At 75.6% G+C, this 16963-nt stretch carries 3 protein-coding genes; all 3 read left to right on the forward strand.

What is annotated here, in order from left to right; genetic code table 11:
• Positions 1-108: 108 nt before the first annotated feature.
• From ACFYMM_RS18310 to ACFYMM_RS18320, 3 genes are read left to right on the forward strand one after another with little or no spacing between them, the layout of a single operon-like run.
• The gene (locus tag ACFYMM_RS18310) at positions 109-1419 is read left to right on the forward strand and encodes a cysteate synthase (RefSeq protein WP_388387580.1); all 1311 of its coding nucleotides are present in this window, start codon (positions 109-111) and stop codon (positions 1417-1419) included.
• On the forward strand, positions 1416-9230 hold the full coding sequence (locus tag ACFYMM_RS18315) for an amino acid adenylation domain-containing protein (protein WP_388387582.1): 7815 nt from the start codon (positions 1416-1418) through the stop codon (positions 9228-9230). The genes ACFYMM_RS18310 and ACFYMM_RS18315 overlap by 4 nt, the downstream gene beginning before the upstream one ends.
• A gap of 6 nt (positions 9231-9236) precedes the next feature.
• The gene (locus tag ACFYMM_RS18320) at positions 9237-16934 is read left to right on the forward strand and encodes an amino acid adenylation domain-containing protein (protein WP_388387584.1); all 7698 of its coding nucleotides are present in this window, start codon (positions 9237-9239) and stop codon (positions 16932-16934) included.
• Positions 16935-16963 lie beyond the last annotated feature (29 nt).

Below are 16963 nucleotides of genomic sequence, written 5' to 3' on the forward strand. Positions count from 1 at the left end.
ATGCGTCAACCGGGCGTCGGGAAAAGGTAATTCCCTCGTCACTCACCGGTTGGGAAGCGCCGGTTCCAATGGATCAGCGAGACGCGGCACTGCGGAAGGCAAGCGAACATGTCCGGAGTACGCCCGGGAACACGCCACTACACGGTCGTCTGTTCCTCCTGCGGGACCCGATACGAGGACGACGGCCTCCTCCTCGACTGCTCCGGCCGGCACGAGCCGGCCTTCCTGCGCACCGAGTACCCGGTGTACGGCACAAGCGGAACGCGCGCCGGCGGGGACACCGGCCTGTTCCGGCACGCCCCGCTGCTGCCGGTGGCGCGCACCTTCCCCGACGTGCCGGGCCCGGTGGTCCACCGGGCCGAACGGCTGGGCCGCCGCATCGGCCTCGACCGGCTCTGGATCGCCTTCAACGGGTACTGGCCGGAACGCGGGGCGTACCTGCCCACCTGCACGTTCAAGGACCTCGAGGCCTACACCGTGCTCGGCCGGCTGCCCGCCGACCCGCCCGTTCTGGTGATCCCCTCGGCGGGAAACACCGCCGCCGCCTTCGCCTGGGCCGCCACCCGCCACCGCGTACCCTGTCTGCTCGTCGTGCCCGCCCCGGCCCTGGAGCGGATGCGCTTCCCGGCCCCGCTCGACCCCTGCGTACGGCTCGTCGTCCTCGACGGCACGGCCACCTACAGCGACGCCATCGCCTGCGCCGACCTGCTCGCCGCGCTCCCCGGCCACCATGCCGAGGGCGGCTCCCGCAACGTCGGCCGCCGGGACGGCCTGGGCACCGTCATGCTGGCCGCGGCCGACGCCCTCGGGCGGCTGCCGGAGACCTATGTACAGGCCGTCGGCAGCGGCACCGGGGCGATCGGTGCCCATGAGGCGGCGGGCCGGCTGCGCGCGGACGGCGAGGCACCGCCCCGCCTGCTGATGTGCCAGAACGCGCCCTTCGCACCGCTGTACGAGGCCTGGCGATGTACCGGCGCGGCGGCCCCCGCCGACCGCGAGCACGAGCCGCTGGCCCGCGAACTGACCAACCGGCGACCGCCGTTCGGCGTGCGGGGCGGAGTGCGTGACGTCCTCACCGAGAGCGGCGGCGACGTGCTGTGCACGGACAACGTCGCCGCGCTCGCCGCCATGGCCCTCTTCGAGGAGGTCGAGGGCGTCGACATCGAGCCGGGCGCCGGGGTCGCCCTGGCCGCGCTGGCCGACGCGGTACGGACCGGCCGCGTCCGCCGCGACGAACTGGTGCTGCTCAACGTCACCGGAGGCGGCCGGGTCCGCCAGGCGCACGACCTGCCGCTCGTGCCCGCCCGGCCCTGGCTGCGCGTGCCCTGGCCCGGCATCGAGCAGGGACCCCGGGCCGTGGCCGAGCAGGTGGCGCGGGAGCTGTCCGGCCTCGCGGCCGTCGCGGAGGGCGCCCGATGACCGCACCGCGCGCACTGGAGCCGTCCGCCGCCCAGCTCTCCATGTGGTTCGGGCAGCGGCTCGACCCCGCCGGGCCCGCCTACAACGTGGGCGAGTACACCGAGGTCCACGGCCCTCTCGATCCCGTCCTCTTCCGGGCGGCGGTACGACAGGTGGTGGACGCCACCGAGACGCTGAGGGTCCGGTTCACGGCTGACCTCGACGAAGCCGGCACCGTCCGTCAGTTGGTGGACCCCGACCCGGCCTGGGACCTGCCCGTCGTCGACCTCACGGGCGACACCGACCCCCGCCCGGCCGCCGGGGAGCGGACGGCCCCCGGGGAGCGCCCGGCCGTCGGCGCGTGGACGGCCGCCCGGGCCTGGATGGCCGCCGACTTCGCCACGCCGTTCGACCTGGACCGGCCCCCGCTCTTCCGGTACGCCCTGCTCAAGCTCGCCGACACCCACTGGGTCTGGTACCAGCGCTACCACCACATCGCCGTCGACGGCTACAGCTGCTCCCTCGTCGCGCGCCGGGTCGCCGACGCCTACTCCGCACTCGTCGCGGGGACCCCCCACACCCCGCCGTCGGCGCCGCTGGCCCCGCTGGCCGCGGCGGACGAGGCCCACCGGACCGGCGAACGCGGCGCGAGGGACCGGGAGTACTGGACGCGCGCCCTCGCCGACCGCCCGGAACCGGTGAGCCTGTCCGCACGGCCGCCCCAGGTGGCCGGGACCTTCCTGCGGCGCACCGGCCATCTCCCGCAGGCGGCCGGGGAGTTGGTGCACACGGCCGCGGAGCTGGCCGGCACCCGCTGGTCGCGGGTGGTGCTCGCGGCCATCGCCGCCTACCTGCACCGGCTCACCGGCGCCCGGGACATCGTCCTCGGGCTGGCCGTCACCGCCCGCGAGAGCGACACCGAACTGGCCACGCCGGGCATGGCGTCGAACGTGCTGCCGCTGCGGCTGTCCGTACGGCCCGACACCGGCGCCCGCGACCTCGTACGCCGGACCGCCTCGGCCACCCGGGACCTGCTGGCGCACCAGCGCCACCGCGGCGAGGACCTGCGCCGGGAACTGGACTGGCCACAGGACGGACGGCGGTTCTTCGGCCCCGTCGTCAACATCATGGCGTTCGGCCCGGAACTGCGCTTCGCCGGGCACCCCACCACCCGCCACAACCTGTCCACGGGGCCCGTCGAGGACCTCGCCGTCAACGTCTACGACCGCGCGGACCGGCACGGCATCCGCGTCGACCTCGACGCCGGACCCGCTCACTACACCGATGCCGAACTCACCGCCCACCACCGGCGCTTCGTCGTCTTCCTGGAGCGGTTCGCCGCGGCGGTGACCGGCCCCGGCACTGCGGTGGGCCGGGTCGAGGTGCCCCTGCCCGAGGAGCGGGCGGAGAGCGGCACCAGGGGCCCGGCCGTGGTCCGGGCGGAGGGCACGGCGCGTACGGTGCCCGGTGCCTTCGCGGCCCGTGTCGCGGCCCACCCGGACGCGACGGCCGTGGTGCACGGCGAACGGGCGCTCAGCTACCGGCAGTTGAACGCGGACGCCAACCGGATGGCGCACCGGCTGCTGGGCCTCGGACTGCGCCCCGAGGACCGCGTCGCCGTCCTGATGCGCCGCTCGGACACCCTCCTCGCCGCACTGCTGGCCGTCCTCAAGGCGGGCGGCGCCTATGTCGGCCTCGATCCGCGCGCCCCCGCCGCCCGGACCCGCCGCATCCTGGCCGGGACCGGCGCGGTCGCCCTGCTGACGGACAGCGCGCTCGCCCCGGCGGCGAAGGAGGCGTACGACGGCCCGGTCGTCGTCACGGACGCCGACCCGGAACTCGCCGGCGAGCCGGACACCGACCCGCGCGTGCCCGTCCTGACGGACCAACTGGCCTACGTCAGTCACACCTCGGGCTCCACCGGCACCCCCAAGGGCGTCGCCGTCACCCACCACGACGTCACGGCCCTGGCCGCGGACCCGGCGTTCGCCGACGGCGGCCACGCCCGGGTGCTCGTCCACTCGCCGACCGCGTTCGACGCCTCGACGTACGAGATGTGGGTGCCGCTGCTGACCGGCGGCACGGCCGTGGTCGCGGGCCCGGAGGAGGACGTGGACGCCGCCGCCGTGGCGCGTCTCGCCGCACGTCACGGGCTGACGGCGCTGTGGCTCACGTCCGGGCTGTTCCGGCTCGCCGCCGAGCAGGACCCGGGCTGCTTCACCGGACTGCGCCAGGTGTGGACCGGCGGGGAGGCCGTCCCGGCGGCGGCGGTCCGCCGGGTGCTCGCGGCCTGCCCCGGACTGACCGTCACCGACGGCTACGGGCCGACCGAGACCACCACCTTCGCCACCGTCCGCCCCTGCCCTCCGGACACGGCCGTCCCCGACCCCCTGCCGATCGGCCGCCCCCTCGCCGGCATGCGCGCCCATGTCCTGGACGGCTCCCTCCGGCCGCTGCCACCGGGGACGGTGGGGGAGCTGTACATCGCCGGGCCGGGTGTGGCCCGCGGCTACCTCGGCCGGCCGGGCGCGACCGCCGAGCGTTTCACCGCCGACCCGTTCGGACCGCCCGGCGCCCGCATGTACCGCACCGGCGACCGCGCCCGCCTGACCCCGGACGGCGAACTGGAGTTCCACGGCCGCGCCGACGGCCAGTTCAAACTCCGCGGCCACCGCGTCGAACCCGGCGAGATCGAGACGGCCCTCACCGCCCACCCGGACGTCGCCCAGGCGGCGGCGGTCGTCCGCGAGGACCGGCCCGGCGACCGGCGCCTGGTGGCGTACGCGGTCCTGACGGAGGGCGCGGCGGTGGCGGCTCGGGCCGACGGTACCGGGCACCCCCTGCGCGACCACCTCGCCGCACAGCTGCCCGGCTTCATGGTGCCCTCGGCCGTCGTCGTCCTGGACCGGATGCCGTTGACCGTCAACGGCAAGCTCGACCGGGCCGCGCTGCCGGTCCCGCCGGCCGCCGCCGCGCCGGCCGCTGCCCCGCGCACCCCGCACGAGGAGGTCCTGTGCGCCCTCTTCGCCGAGGTGCTGGGCCTGCCCGAGGCCGGTCCCCGTGACGGTTTCTTCGCGCTCGGCGGTCACTCGCTGCTGGCCCTGCGCCTCCTGGGCCGGATCCGCGCCACCCTCGGCGCGGAGCTGACCCTGCTCGACGTCTTCGAGGTGCCCACCCCGGCCGGACTCGCCCGGCTGGTGGCCGGCGCCCGCCATGCTGCGGACACCGCGCCCCGCCCCGCCCCGCGACCGGCTCCGCGCACCCTCCCCGGTGACGTCCCGCTGTCGTCCGCCCAGCGAAGGCTGTGGTTCCTGGACCGGCTGGAGGGGCCGAGCGCGGCGTACACCATCCCGCTGGCCCTGCGGCTGACCGGCGGCAGGCCCGACGCCGACGCGCTGCGCGCGGCCCTCGCCGATCTGGTCCGCCGGCACGAGATCCTGCGCACCCTCTACCCGGACGCCGACGGCCGCCCCCGCCAGCGCCCGGTGGACGCCCTGCGGCCCGAACTCCACGTCGAGGACCTGGCGGAGCCCCGACTGGCCTCGCGACTGGCGGAGCTGGCCGGGCAGGGCTTCCGGCTCGCCGAGCAGGTCCCGTTCCGGGCGCACCTCCTCGTCCTCGGCCCCGAGGACCACGTCCTGCTCCTCGTCCTGCACCACATCGCCGCCGACGGCTGGTCCCTGGACCCCCTCGTCCGTGACCTGGCGACCGCCTACCGTGCCCGGCTGGCGGGACAGGAGCCCGACTGGGCGCCGCTGCCCGTCCAGTACGCCGACTACTGCGTCTGGCAGCACGACGTACTCGAACGCGAGCAGGACCGGACCCTCGCCCACTGGCGCGAGACACTCGCCGGGCTCCCCGACGAACTCCCGCTCCCCACCGACCGGCCGCGTCCGGCCGGCGCCACCCACCGGGGCGGTGACATCCCCGTCCGGCTGGACGCGGACCTGCACCGGCGCCTGCGCCGGCTCGCCGCCGACACCGGGACGACGGTCTTCATGACCGTGCAGGCGGGGCTCGCCGCCCTGCTCACGCGGCTTGGCGCGGGCACCGACGTCCCGCTCGGCACACCGGTCGCGGGCCGCGCCGACGAGGCGCTGGACGACCTGGTCGGCTGCTTCGTCAACACGCTGGTCCTGCGCACCGACACCTCGGGCGACCCCGGCTTCCGGGAACTGCTGGGCCGCGTCCGGGAGGCCGACCTCGCGGCCTACGCCCACCAGGAACTGCCGTTCGAGCGGCTGGTGGAGGCCCTCAACCCGCCCCGCTCGCTCGCCCGGCACCCGCTCTTCCAGGTGATGCTCGCCTTCCGCCCCACCGCGGGACCCCGCCTCGACCTCCCCGGACTGCACGCCCGCACGCTGCCCGTGGAGACCGGGGCCACCAAGATCGACCTGACCTTCAACCTGGCCGAGCAGCGCGCCCCCGACGGCTCCCCGGACGGCATCGAGGGCATCCTCCAGTACAGCGCCGACCTCTTCGACCGGCCTACCGCCGAGGCACTGGCCGCCCGTCTGGAACGGCTGCTGCGGGCCGCGGTCGACGACCCGGACCGGCCCATCGGGACGCTCGGCATCCTCGCCGACGACGAACTCCGCCGTCTGCTCGACGAGTTCAACGACACGGCCCGGGACGTTCCGGGCACCACCTTCCCGCGGCTGTTCGAGCGACGTGCCGGCGAAACGCCCGACGTCGTCGCGGTGACGGACCCCGAGCGCAGCCTCACCTACCGCCAACTGGACCGCGCCGCAGACCGGCTGGCGCGTGTGGTGACGTCGTACGGCGCCGGTCCCGGCCGCGTCGTCGCGTTCTCGCTGCCCCGGTCGGTGGACCTCGCCGTCGCCGTCCTCGCCGTCCTCAAGGCGGGCGCGGCCTATCTTCCGCTGGACCCGGAGCACCCGGCCGAGCGCACCGCGTACCTCCTCGCCGACGCCGACCCCGTGTGCGTGATCACCCACGACCGCCTGGCCCACGACCGCCTCACCGCCGATCGCCTCACCGCCGACCGCCTCACCGCCGACCGGCCCGCCGGCTGTCCCGTGGTCCCTCCCGACGCGTCGCCCGCCGACACGGACGTGCCGCTCGCCGAGGCCCGCCCCGCCGACCCCGCCTACCTCATCTACACCTCCGGCACCACCGGCCGCCCCAAGGGTGTCGTGGTCGAGCACCGCAACCTCACCACCTACGTGGCCCGGTGCGTCGAGGCGTACCCCGGCCTGCGCGGCACCTCGCTGCTGCACGCCACGATGTCCTTCGACGCCACCGTGACCACCCTGCACGGGGCGCTCGCCGCCGGAGGCCGGGTGCACATCGCCGGCTTCCACGAGGCGGGCGCGGCCCCGCCGGCCGGCGGCTACTCCTTCCTCAAGGCCACCCCCAGCCACCTGCCCCTGCTGCCCGCCCTCCCGCACGACCTGTCGCCCACCGAGGAGTTCATGCTGGGCGGCGAGGCCCTGGTCGGTGAGGCACTGCGCGCCTGGCGCCACGACCACCCCGGTGTGCGGCTGATCAACCACTACGGCCCGACCGAACTCACCGTCGGCTGCACCGACCACCGCATCGAGCCCGGCGACGACCTCCCCACGGGGCCGGTGCCCATCGGCCGGCCGATGTGGAACACCCGGGCGTATGTGCTCGACGCCCGCCTGAACCCCGTGCCGGTCGGTGTGGAGGGCGAGTTGTACGTCGCGGGCGACCAGGTGGCGCGCGGCTACTGGCGGCGGCCGGCGCTGACCGCCGAGCGGTTCGTCGCCGACGCGTTCGGGCCGCCCGGCGGGCGCCTGTACCGCACCGGTGACCTGGCCGTGTGGCGGGCCGACGGCACGCTGGAACTGCGCGGGCGGGCCGACGGCCAGCTCAAGATCCGGGGCCTGCGGATCGAGCCCGGCGAGGTCGAGGGAGTGCTCACCGCCCATTCCCTCGTCGCCCAGGCCGCGGTGGTGGTGCGCGAGGACCGGGACGGCGTCCGACGCCTGGTCGGATACGTCGTCGGACCCGGCGAGGCCGACCGCCCCGCCCTCCTCGCGCACGCCGCCCGGCACCTGCCGGCCCATATGGTCCCCGAGGCGCTGGTGGCGCTGGACGCGCTGCCGATGACGCCCAACGGCAAGCTGGACCGCGCCGCCCTGCCCGCGCCGCCGGCCGCCGCCCTCCGTTCGAAGGGCCGGGCGCCCCGCTCCGCGCAGGAGGAGGCCCTCGCCGCGCTGTTCGCCGACGTCCTGGGGATCCCCGCCGCGGAGGTGGGCGTCGACGACGGCTTCTTCGACCTCGGCGGTGACAGCATCACCTCCATCCATCTGGTGAGCCGCGCGCTCGCCGCCGGGCTGCGGCTGACCCCGCGTGACGTGTTCGAACAGCGCACGGTCGCCGCGCTCGCCGCCGTGGCGGCGGACCGGCCGGCCACCGGTCCGGGCACCCGACAGGACTCGCCGATCGGGCCCCTGCCCCTCACTCCGGCCCTGCACCGGCTGCGGGAACGCGGTGGCCCCGTCGGGGCGTTCAGCCAGTCGGTGCTGCTCGTCACCCCCGTGGACGCCGACGAGCGGCGACTGACCGCCGCGCTCCAGGCCGTACTCGACCACCACGACGTACTGCGCATGCGGCTGGCCCCCGACGGCCGGACGGCGGACATCGCGCCGCCCGGGACCGTCGACGCGGCCACGGTGCTGGAGCATTTCACGCCGCCCGCCGACTTCACGCGGGAACTGGGCCGGTCGGCGTCGCGACTCAGCCCGGAGAAGGGCCGGATGGTGCGCGCGGTGTGGTGCGACGCCGGACCCGGGCGGCCCGGACGGCTGCTGCTGACGGTCCATCACCTCGCGGTGGACGGCGTGTCCTGGCACATCCTGCGCTCGGACCTGGCCGCCGCCTGGCGCGGGGAGACGCTTCCCGAGCGCGGCACCTCCTTCCGGCACTGGGCCCGGCTGCTGCGGGACGAGGCCCGCACGCCCGGGCGGACCGCCGAGCTGGACATGTGGCGGGCGGTCTCGGACGCCCCAGGGCCCCTGCTGGGTGCCCGTCGACCGGACCCACGGCGCGACCTGTTCGGCGCGATGCGGCATCTCACCCGGCAGCTGCCGGCCGAGATCACCGCCGACCTGCTCACGACCGTGCCCGCCGCCTTCCACGCCGGCCCCGAGGACGTCCTGGTCGCCGCCCTGGCCGCCGCGTTCGTACGGTGGCGGCGCCCCAGGGACGGGCACCCGGTCCTGCCGCTCGACATCGAGCGGCACGGCCGCGAGGAGATCGCCGACGGCATCGACCTGTCACGGACGGTCGGCTGGTTCACCAGCGTCGTGCCCGCCCGGCTCGACCTCGACGGAGTCGACACCGCCGACCCGGGCCAGGTCCTCAAGACCGTCAAGGAGCAGCTGCGGGCCGTCCCGGACCACGGCATCGGCCACGGTCTGCTCCGCCACCTCAACCCCGAGACCGGTCCGCTCCTCGCCGCCCTCCCGGCTCCCGAGATCGGCTTCAACTACCTGGGCCGGGCGGCCCGTCCGGCGGACGGAGACTGGTCCGTCGCACCCGAAGGGCCGCCCGACCTGGGCGCCGTCCAGGACCCCGCCATGCCCGTGGCCCACGGCCTGGAGATCACCGCAGTGACCGCCGGGGACGGCCGCCTCGACACCACCTGGTCCTGGGTCCCCGGCATCTGGACCGAGGACGACGTGCACGCCCTCGCCGAGCTGTGGTGCGAGGAGCTGACCGCGCAGACCGGCAGAGGCACCGGCGTGGCGGGCGGGCGCACCCCCTCCGACCTGCCCCTGGTGTCCCTGTCCCAAGCAGAGATCGACGAACTCGAAGCCGAGTTCGGCCATGAGTGGAGGTAACCCACGGTGACTCGGTCCGGTTCCGGAATCGCCGACATCCTGCCCCTGTCGCCGCTGCAGGAAGGCCTGCTCTTCCACGCCCTCTACGACGACGAGCGGTCCCCCGACCTCTACGCGACCCAGCAGATCCTGGAGCTGGCGGGTCCGGTCGACCCCGCCGCCGTACGCGCCGCCGGCCAGGCCCTGCTCGACCGGCACCCCAACCTGCGCGCCTGCTTCCGCCGCCGGGACGCCGGACAGCCCCTGCAGATCGTGCCCACCGACGTCGAACTGCCCTGGTCCGAGGCCGACCTGTCCGCCCTCGGCGAGACCGAGCGCGCCAGGCGGTGGGAGCGTCTGCTGGACGAGGAACGCGCCCGCCGCTTCGACCTCGCCAGGCCCCCGCTCCTGCGATACCTGCTGGTCAAGTGGGCCACGGACCGCTCCCGCCTGATCGTCACCAACCATCACATCCTGCTCGACGGCTGGTCGAAGCAGCTCCTGGTGCGCGAGTTCGCCGCGCTGTACGCGGGCGAGCATCCGACCGCCCTGCCCCCCGCGCCCGCCTACCGCGACTACCTCGCCTGGCTGGGACGGCAGGACCGCACCGCGGCCGAGGCCGCCTGGCGCGACGCCCTGTCCGAGGCGGCCGAGACCGCCCCCCTCGCTCCCGGCGGGGCCGGCGCCACGGCCGTCCTGCCCCGCGAACTCGTCGTCGAACTCCCCGAGGAACTGACCGGCGCCGCCGAGACCACGGCCCGGTCGCTCGGCTGCACGCTCAACACGGTCGTCCAGGCCGCCTGGGGCGTGCTGCTGGGCCGGCTGACCGGCCGCACCGACGTGATCTTCGGGCAGACGGTGACGGTCCGCCCGCCCGAGCTGCCGAACGTCGCCTCCATGGTCGGCTTCTGCATCAACACGGTGCCCACCCGCGTCCGCTGGGACGAGGACGGCGCCGTCGCCGACCTGCTCACCGCGCTCCACCAGCGGCAGGCGGCCCTGCTCCCGCACCAGCACCTGGGACTCGCCGACATCCGGCAGGCCACCGGCGCCCGGGGCGAACTCTTCGACACCCTGCTGGCCTTCGAGAACCATCCGGCCGCGAACGACCCGGCGGCGTCCCGGGTCACCCAGCTCACCGGCCGCGACGCCACCCACTACCCGCTGACCCTCGCCGCCCTGCCCGGACCCCGGCTCGCCCTGCGCCTGTCCTACCGGCCCGGCCTGTACGACGAGACGGGCGCCCGGCGGCTCCTGGACCGGTTCGCCGCCGTCCTGGCGGCCCTCGTCGCCGACCCGGCGCGCCGCGTCGGCGAAGTCGAGGTCCTGCTGCCGGGGGAGCGGCAGCTGCTGCTGGGCGACCGGCAGGGCACGGCCCCCACCGGCGCGCCGGCCAAGACCCTGCCGGAGCTGTTCGCCCGCCAGGCGGCCCGCGCCCCCGAGGCCACCGCCGTGATCCACGAAGGCACCCGGCTCACCTACGCCGAACTCGACGCCCGCGCCACCCGCCTGGCCCGCGTCCTCGCCGCCCGGGGCGCGGCACCGGAGCGCCTGGTGGCGCTCGCGCTGCCCCGCTCACCGGAACTCGTGGTGGCGGTCCTCGCGGTCCTGAAGACCGGCGCCGCCTATGTGCCGCTCGACCCCGAGTACCCGGCGGACCGGCTCGCCTTCATGCTGGCCGACTCCGCGCCCGTGCTGCTGGTGACCACCGGCGACCTGCTCCCGGTCCTGCCCGGCTCCGAGGTGCCCGTGGTCGTACTCGACGACCCCGAGCCGTCCGAGGGGCAGCCCGCGCCGGAACCCGGGCCCGCGGAGCGGCCGGGGCCGGCGGGACCAACCGGGCTGACGGGTGATCACCTCGCCTATGTCATCTACACCTCGGGCTCCACGGGTCGCCCCAAGGGGGTGGCGGTGACCCACCGCAACGTGGTGCGGCTCTTCGACCACACCCGGCACTGGTACGACTTCGGCCCGGACGACGTGTGGACGCTGTTCCACTCCTACGCCTTCGACTTCTCCGTCTGGGAGATGTGGGGTGCCCTGCTGTACGGCGGCAGTCTGGTGGTCGTGCCGTTCGCGGTGAGCCGGGAACCCGCCGCGTTCCTGCGGCTGCTGGCCCGCGAACGGGTCACCGTGCTGAACCAGACGCCGTCCGCGTTCGCCGCACTGGTCCGCGCCGACGCGAACGCGCCGGACGACGGGCGGGAACTCGCCCTGCGGCACGTCGTCTTCGGCGGCGAGGTGCTGGACCACGCGCAGGTGGCCGACTGGTACACCCGGCATCCGGACGACGCCCCCCGCCTGGTGAACATGTACGGCATCACCGAGACGACCGTGTTCGTCACCGGACTCCCGCTCCACCAGCAGTGGGTGACGGCCAGTCAGGCGGACGGCATCGGGCACGCCATCCCCGACCTGCGGCTGTACGTCCTCGACCACCGGCTGCGACCCGTGCCGCCGGGGGTGACCGGCGAACTGTACGTGGCCGGTGCGGGGGTGGCACGCGGATATCTGAACCGGGCCGGGCTGACCGCCGGCCGGTTCGTCGCCGACCCGTTCGGCGTCCCGGGCGAGCGGATGTACCGGACCGGCGACCTGGTGCGCCGGCCGGCCGACGGAGGACTGGAGTACGTCAGCCGGGCGGACCAGCAGGTCAAGATCCGCGGCTTCCGCATCGAACTCGGTGAGATCGAGACCGTGCTCGCCGGCCACCCGGGCGTGGCCCAGGCCGTCGTGCTCGTCCGGGACGGGCGGCTCGTCGGATACGTGGTCGCCGACGGACCGGCCGCCGCCCTCGACCCGGCGGCCGTGCGACGGCACGCCGCCGCCGCCCTGCCGGACCACATGGTGCCGGCCGCCGTGGTGGCCCTGGACCGGCTGCCACTGACCACCAACGGCAAACTGGACCGGGCCGCGCTGCCCGAACCCGCCGGCGGACCCGGCGCGGGCCGGCCGCCGCGCACCCCGCACGAGGAGATACTGTGCGGTCTGTTCGCCGACCTCCTCGGGCTTGCCGCCCACCAGGTGGGCGCGGACGACGCCTTCTTCGCCCTCGGCGGCGACTCCCTGACCGCCATGCGGCTCGTCAACCGCGTCAAGGGCGTCCTCGGCACCGCGCTGCCCGTCCGGGCCGTCTTCGAGGCACCCACCCCCGCCGGCCTCGCCCGGCTGATCGCCACCGGCCCCAACGCCGACGGCCCCCGGTTGACGCCCCGGCCCCGGGATGCCGCGCCGATCCCGCTGTCCTACGCCCAGCAGCGCCTGTGGTTCCTGAGCCGGCTCGGCGGCGGGAACAGCACCTACACCGTGCCGCTGGCCGTGCGCCTGACCGGCCCCCTCGACCGGACGGCCCTCGAAGCGGCCCTCGCCGACCTCGTGGCCCGGCACGAACCGCTGCGCACCCTCCACCCCGACTTCCAGGGCGTCCCCTACCAGCGGATCCTCGCGCCGGACGCGGGCAGCCCGCGGCCGGCCGTCGTCCCGGCCACCGAGACCGGCCTGCCCGCGCTCCTGACCGCCGCCGCCGGCCACCGCTTCGACCTGGCCACCGAGACGCCCCTGCGCGCCACCCTCTACCCGCTCGGCGACGACGTGCACGTGCTGCAGCTCGTGATCCACCACATCGCCGTGGACGGCTGGTCCACGGCACCGCTGATGCGCGACCTGGAGACCGCCTACACGGCCCGTCTGGCGGGGGAACCCCCGGCCTGGGCGCCGCTGCCGGTGCAGTACGCCGACTACGCGCTGTGGCAGCGCGAGCTGCTCGGCGAGGCGAGCGCGCCCGACAGCGTGATGAGCCGGCACATCGCCTTCTGGCGCCAGGCGCTGGACGGCCTCCCGGACGAACTGCACCTGCCCGCCGACCGCCCCAGGCCCGCCGAACCCACCGGCCGGGGCGACCGGGTCCGCTTCGCCGTCGACGCCGGCCTGCACGCCGCGCTCGTCGACCTCGCCGCCTCCTCGCGGGTCACCGTCTTCATGGTGCTGCAGGCCGCACTCGCCGCCCTGCTGACCCGGCTCGGCTCCGGCACGGACGTGCCCATCGGCACGCCGGTCGCGGGCCGGACCGATGCCGTACTCGACGACCTGGTGGGCTTCTTCGTCAACAGCCTCACCCTGCGCACCGACACCTCCGGCAACCCCACCTTCCGCGAACTGCTCGACCGCGTACGGGACTTCGACCTGGCCGCCTACGCCCACCAGGACGTGCCGTTCGACCTCCTCGTGGAGGCCCTCAACCCCGAGCGCTCGCTGGCCCGCCACCCCCTCTTCCAGGTGATGCTGGCCTTCACCGGCCACACCTCCGGCCCCACCCTCACCCTGCCCGGTCTCGGGGTCGACCACGAATACGTCGAGACCGGGGCGGCCCGCTTCGACCTCTCCCTGTACCTCGGCGAACACCGCCACGACGACGGCACGCCGGCCGGCATCGACGGCGTCGCCGAATACAGCACCGACCTGTTCGACCCCGCCACCGCCGAACGGCTCTGCCGGCGACTCGTCCGCCTGCTGGCCGCCGTCGCCGCCGACCCCGGCCGCCGCATCGGCGACGCCGACCTCCTCGACGACGCCGAACGCGAGCAGCTGGACCGCTGGGGCACCGGCCCCGCCGAGGTGCCCGCGGCCTCGCTCGCCGAACTCTTCCGGCGCCAGGTCCGCCGGACCCCCGACAACCCGGCGCTCGACGGGCTGACGTACGCCGGACTCGACGCCCGCGCCGACCGGCTGGCCCGGGTGCTGGCCGGACGCGGGATCGGCCCGGGTGACGTGGTGGCGGTGCTCATGCCGCGTTCGGCGGACCGTATCGTCGCGCTCCTCGCGGTGGCGCTGGCCGGAGCGGCCTTCCTTCCGGTGGATCCCGGGCTGCCCCGCGAGCGCGTCGCCTTCCTGCTGGCGGACGCCCGACCCGCCTTCACCATCACGGACTTGGCGGTGAACGGGCTGCCCGGCGAACTGCCGACGGCGTACCACCCCCGGCAGGCCGCCTACGTCATCCACACCTCGGGTTCGACGGGCACGCCGAAGGGCGTCGTCGTCGAGAACCGGGGGCTGGCCGCCCTCGCCGAGACGCAGACCGACCGCTTCCGCCTCGACGCGGACTCCCGGGTGCTGCAGTTCTCGGCCCCCGGATTCGACGCGTCGGTGATGGAGCTGCTGATGGCCCTCGCGTCGGGCGGCACCCTGGTGGTGCCCGACGAGGCCGGTCCGCTGGTGGACGAGGCCCTGCACCGGGCGCTCACGGACGGGGCCGTCACCCACGCCCTGATCCCGCCCGCGGTCCTCGCCACACTCCCCGCCGGCGACCTCCCCACACTGCGGACCCTGGTGGTGGGCGCCGAGGCGTGCCCCGGCGAACTGGTGGCCCGCTGGGCGCCCGGACGCCGTATGGCCAACGCCTACGGACCGACCGAATCGACGGTGTGCGCCACCATCAGCGCGCCGCTCTCCGGCGACCAGGCCCCACCCGTCGGACGCCCCGTCGCAGGCACCCGGGCGCGGGTGCTCGACGCCTGGCTGCGCCCGGTCCCGCCCGGTGCGGTGGGCGAGCTGTACCTCGCCGGCGCCGGCCTGGCACGCGGCTACCTCGGCCGGCCCTCCCTCACCGCCGGGCGCTTCGTCGCCGACCCCTGCGGCTGCCCCGGCGAGCGCATGTACCGCACCGGCGACCTGGCGCGCTGGTCGGCCGACGGCGAACTGGAGTACGCCGGCCGCGCCGACGACCAGATCAAGCTGCGCGGTCTGCGCATCGAACCCGGCGAGATCGAGGCCGTACTCACCCGCCACCCGCAGGTGTCCCGCGCGGCCGTGGTCGTACGCGAGGACGAGCCCGGACGGCGACGCCTGGTCGCCTACGTCGTCCCCGAACCGCCCGCCGTGCCCGACCCGGCGGCGCTCAGGCACCACGCGGCCGAGGCACTGCCCGACTACATGGTGCCCTCGGCCGTCGTCGTCCTCGACGCCCTCCCGCTCACCCCGCACGCCAAGCTCGACCGCAAGGCCCTGCCCGCCCCGGCCCCCACCGCGCCCGCCGGCGGGCGGGAACCCGCGACCCCGGCCGAGCGGGTCCTCGCCGGCCTCTTCCGCGAACTGCTGAAACTCCCCGAAGTCGGCCTGGACGAAGGGTTCTTCACGCTCGGCGGAGACAGCATCTCCTCGATCCGGCTGGTGAGCCGGGCCGCCGAGGCCGGCGTGGTGATCACGCCCCGTGACGTGTTCGAACACCAGACGGTGGCCCGCCTTGCGGCCGTGGCCCGAGGACCCGTGGCAGCCTCCGACCCGGACGACGACGGAGTGGGCACGGTCCCGCTCACCCCGGTGATGCGATGGCTGCTGGAACGCGGCGGACCGGTCGGCCGGCTCAGCCAGTCCGTGCTGCTGACCGTCCCGGCCGACGCAGGCCTGCCTGGTCTCACCGAGGCGCTGCAGACGCTGACCGACCACCACGGCATGCTCCGCGCCCGCCTCACCCCGGCACCGGAACTGGAGGTCGCACCCGTCGGCCACCTCCGCGCCGCCGACCTCCTCGACCGACGGGACGTGAGCGACGCCGACGACCTGCACGCCGCCGTGACCGAGGAGTTCGACCGGGTTCTCGGCCTGCTGGACCCTGCGGCCGGCGTGATGTTCCGCGCGGTGTGGTTCGACGCCGGACGCGACCGCACCGGCCGGCTGCTGCTCGTCGTCCACCACCTGGCCGTGGACGGAGTGTCCTGGCGGATCCTCGTACCCGACCTGGAGGCGGCCTGGACGGCGATCACCGAGGGCCGCACACCCAAGCTCCCGCCCGTCGGCACCTCGTTCCGCCGCTGGTCCGTCCTGCTCGAGGAGGAGGCCCACCGGCCCGCGCGGGTCGCCGAGACCGAACGGTGGCACCGTGTGCTCGCCGCCCCGCGCACCCCGCTGGGCACCCGCCCCCTCGACCCCGCCCGGGACACCGCGGCCACCACCCGCTCGCTCCGCCTCACCCTCCCGCCCGCCACGACCGGCCCGCTCCTCACCACCGTCCCCTCCGCCTACGGCACCGGCACCCAGGACGTACTGCTGACCGGCCTCGCCCTGGCCGTCGCCGACCGGCAGGGCACCCCGCACGTCCTCGTCGACGTGGAAGGCCACGGCCGGGAGGAACTGGCACCCGGGCTCGACCTGTCCCGCACGGTCGGCTGGTTCACCTCCCTCTACCCGGTCCATCTCGACCTCGACGGCATCGACGTGCCGGACGCGCTGGCCGCCGGACCCGCCGCCGAGACCGCCGCCCGGCGGGTGGGCGACCTGCTGCGCGCCCTCCCCGACCACGGCATCGGACACGGCCTCCTGCGCCACCTCAACCCCGGCACCGCACCCGGCCTGGCCGCACCGCCCACCCCCGAGATCGGCTTCAACTACCTGGGCCGCTTCACCGCGCCCGACAACGGGCAGTGGAGCTTCGCCCCGGAGTCGTCGGCGCTCGGCAGCGGAACCGACCCCGGCCTGGCCGCCGCCCACCTCCTCGAAGTCAACGCCGTCGTCCACGACACCAGCGGCGGCCCCCGGCTGGTGGCCGACTGGTCCTGGCCGGACGGCGCGCTGACCGAACCGGAGGTACGGGCCCTGGCCGAGGCCTGGTTCACCGCGCTGACCGCGCTCGCCACCCGCGCCGGGCGCTCCCAGGCCGCCGGGACGGACCTCACCCTGACCGGCCTGTCCCCGGACGAACTCGCCGAACTCGCCGCGGGCCTCGACGGCTGACCCACCCCACGAAACGACGGTGACCACAC

Origin of the sequence: Streptomyces sp. NPDC006739, from assembly GCF_042869815.1 — a bacterium.
Taxonomy (GTDB): Bacteria; Actinomycetota; Actinomycetes; order Streptomycetales; family Streptomycetaceae; genus Streptomyces.